Origin of the sequence: Pinirhizobacter sp., from assembly GCF_035317885.1 — a bacterium.
GTDB lineage: Bacteria > Pseudomonadota > Gammaproteobacteria > Xanthomonadales > Rhodanobacteraceae > Pinirhizobacter.
Map to the genome: position 1 here is coordinate 1 of NZ_DATHFX010000372.1, position 2,907 is coordinate 2,907.

Below are 2,907 nucleotides of genomic sequence, written 5' to 3' on the forward strand. Positions count from 1 at the left end.
CGGCCGCTCCCGCGCGTCCACGTTGCCGCTTGAGCCGTTGGCGGTTGCTCGCGCGGTGGCGTCGGCCACGCCGCCGGCAGCGTGGCTGGGCTGGTCGCTGGGCGGCCTGGTGGCACTGACCGCCGCGCTCGACCTGCCTGAACGTGTGAACGCGTTGGTCATGATGGACGCTTCGCCGCGCTTCGTGCGTGTCGACGACTGGCCGCACGGCAGCGATCGGAATCTCGTGCGTCAACTGGCCAGCGACCTGGCTGCCGATTACCACGTCACGCTCGAGCGGTTCATTGCCCTGGAGGCGATGGGATCAGGCGATCCGCGCGGCGAAGCGCGGCACATGCGGGAACGGGTGTTCTCGCGCGGCGATCCCGATGCCCGCGTGCTGATGGAAGGCATCGCCCTGCTCGAAAACACCGATCTGCGCGAACGCCTGCCCGCGCTCAGACTGCCCAGCCTCTGGCTAGCTGGCCACCGCGATCGCGTAGTCCATCCTGCCGCCATGCAGGCGGCCGCAGCGCTGTGCGACGGCCGCTTCATCGATATTCCCCACGCGGGGCACGCTCCATTCATCGGCCATGCCGATGTCGTTGCCTCGGCCATCACGACCTTCATCGACACCTTGCCATGAGTGACTTCCACTTCGACCACCGCCAGGTGCAACGCAGTTTCTCGCGTGCGGCAGCCACCTATGAAGAGCACGACGTGCTGCAGCGCGAGGTACAGCAGGGCCTGCTCGAGCGGCTTGAATTCTTCACCGAAACGCCTGAACGCATCGTCGATGTCGGCGCCGGCACCGGTCGTGGCACGGCGCTGCTGAAGAAGACCTATGGCAAGGCCCAGGTGGTGGCGATGGACCTGTCATTGCCGATGCTGCGACAGGCAAAGTCCCATTCCGGATGGCTCAAGCCCTTCGGCCGCGTCTGTGCCGATGCCTACGCCCTGCCGGTGCATGATCGCAGCGTCGACCTGTTGCATTCGAACCTGTGCTTCCAGTGGTGCGAGGATCTTCCGCGCCTTTTCGCCGAATGCGTGCGCGTGGTGCGTCCGGGCGGTTTCTTCGCCTTTACCACCTTCGGCCCCGACACTCTGAAGGAGTTGCGCCAGGCCTGGGCCGAAAGCGACGGGCAACCTCACGTGGCCCGCTTCCTGGACATGCACGATATCGGTGACGCCATGCTTTCGGCCGGATTCAAGGATCCGGTGCTCAGCGTCGAGCGCTACACCCTGACCTATGCCGACCCTGCCGGGCTGATGAAGGACCTCAAGGGCCTGGGGGCCACCAACGCCGACGCGTCCCGCCAGCGCGGCCTCACCGGAAAGGGGCACTATCGCCGCATGCTCGAGCGTTACGATGCCTTGCGCGTGGATGGCCGTGTCCCGGCCACCTGGGAAGTGGTCACGGCCCACGGCTGGGGGGCCCCCGACGGCCAGGCCCGGGCCAGCGCGGGCGGCGAAATGGCAAGTTTCCCGATCGACAAGCTCCGCGGCTCGCGGCGGACGCGCGGGTAAGGCCGCCACCGCAGCGGGGTCGGCAGGACGCGCCAGGCCCGTCCATCAGGTCTTTTCGGCAAAACCCTTGATGAAAACAGCTTCATCTCTGCCGCCGCGAGGCAGGAGTAGCATCCAGCTTGCTCGGGGGAGCGACGGAGAACGTCATGAAGCAAATCAGTCTTGTCATTGCACTTGCACTTTCCAGTGTCGGCATGGCCGCCATGGCTGGCGAGGAGCCCACGCCGCTTCCCGGCCAGGAAAAAGCCGCCGCCATGGATCAGCAGCGCTGCCCCGACGGGCTCGAACGCATGCTGCCGGGCAACTACTACTTCTGCGAGGGCGTTCGCTCGTTCTGGGACGGCAACCGCAACGCGGCGCTCTACAACCTGCAGGAAGCGGCATCCTGGGGCAGCAAGCGCGCGCAGTATGCGCTGGGCGTGGCCTACTTCAACGGCGACCAGCTGCCGAAGAACCGCCCGCTGGGTCTGGCGTGGCTCACGCTTGCCGCCGAGCGCAAGACAGCCATCTACGCGGCCACGCAACATTCGGCGATCGAGCAGTCCACCGAAGCCGAGCGCCAGCAAGGCTGGCAGGAAATGCAGAAGCTGAAGGTGAAGTACTCCGATGCCGTCGCCCTTGAGCGGGCCAAGAAGCGTCTGCACCGGGAACTGGCCCACATGTCTGCCGGGTCCACTGGCAATACCTACACGTATTACGCCAACGTGTGGAATATCTACGCCGACTACGACAACTCCGACCTCGTCGCGGAGCTTGGCCCGCAGGACTTCGGGCATGCATTGCCGTTCCCGATCTACACGCGCGGCAACTCATTCAACCAGGGCTACAACCCACCGTCCTTCGACTATCGCTCATTCAGCCCGCCTGCAATCCAAGCGGCAAGTCCTGCCGCCCCGGCACCTGCCGGCCGCAAGGGACGCTAAGTCTTACGGCCGTTACAGGCGTGGGCCTCTCACCAGGGAAGTGAGTCGAAATCCACGTTTCCGCCAGTAAGCACCAGCCCGACGCGCTTGCCCGCGAACACGCCTGGCTGCTTCAGCACGGCCGCCAGCACCGTGGCGCTTGAGACTTCCACGATCATCTTCAAGTGCATCGCGGCCATGCGCCATGACCGGACAGTACGGCGAAGTTCGTCTCGCCGATCGCAGCGCGGAGGCCGTCGCAGACCGTCTCGGGCACGAAGTCGACCTCGCGCCTTCCCGCCGCCAGCGATCGGCTGGTATCGGCAGCACCAGCGGGTTCCGCCGCGTGGACCACAACGTTCGCATCAACGCCACTTGCGGCGATCACGGTACCGGCGGCAAGGCCGCCACCGCCTACAGGTATCACGATCACATGCAGGTCGGGCGCCTGCGCCATCAGTTCGAGGGTCGCCGTGCCCTGCCCGGCCATCACCTGGGT

Annotated in this window: 3 protein-coding genes and 1 pseudogene; 3 read left to right on the forward strand and 1 reads right to left on the reverse strand. The window is 65.9% G+C overall.

The genetic code is table 11. The features are described from left to right. The 3 genes from VK519_RS12275 to VK519_RS12285 form a co-directional block, all read left to right on the forward strand. Window positions 1–625, forward strand: a 625-nt coding sequence (locus VK519_RS12275; RefSeq protein WP_324350156.1) for an alpha/beta fold hydrolase, incomplete at its 5' end; no start/stop codon positions are given. Beyond that, window positions 622–1,506 carry a malonyl-ACP O-methyltransferase BioC gene (bioC, locus tag VK519_RS12280; RefSeq protein ID WP_324350158.1) on the forward strand — a complete coding sequence of 295 codons (885 nt, stop codon included), beginning with the start codon at window positions 622–624 and terminating at the stop codon, window positions 1,504–1,506. The genes VK519_RS12275 and bioC, both read left to right, overlap by 4 nt. 146 nt (window positions 1,507–1,652) lie before the next feature. After that, on the forward strand, window positions 1,653–2,429 hold the full coding sequence (locus VK519_RS12285) for an SEL1-like repeat protein (protein WP_324350160.1): 777 nt from the start codon (window positions 1,653–1,655) through the stop codon (window positions 2,427–2,429). A gap of 29 nt (window positions 2,430–2,458) precedes the next feature. On the opposite strand, the pseudogene VK519_RS12290 reads toward VK519_RS12285, so the two are convergent. Then, a pseudogene (locus tag VK519_RS12290) lies at window positions 2,459–2,907 on the reverse strand (pyridoxal-phosphate dependent enzyme); the annotation flags it as partial.

What these genes read in the sequence shown, in the direction of transcription:
- VK519_RS12285 (WP_324350160.1), top strand. Translation starts at nt 1,653, where the DNA reads ATGAAGCAAATCAGTCTTGTCATTGCACTTGCACTTTCCAGTGTCGGC.
- bioC (WP_324350158.1), top strand. Translation starts at nt 622, where the DNA reads ATGAGTGACTTCCACTTCGACCACCGCCAGGTGCAACGCAGTTTCTCG.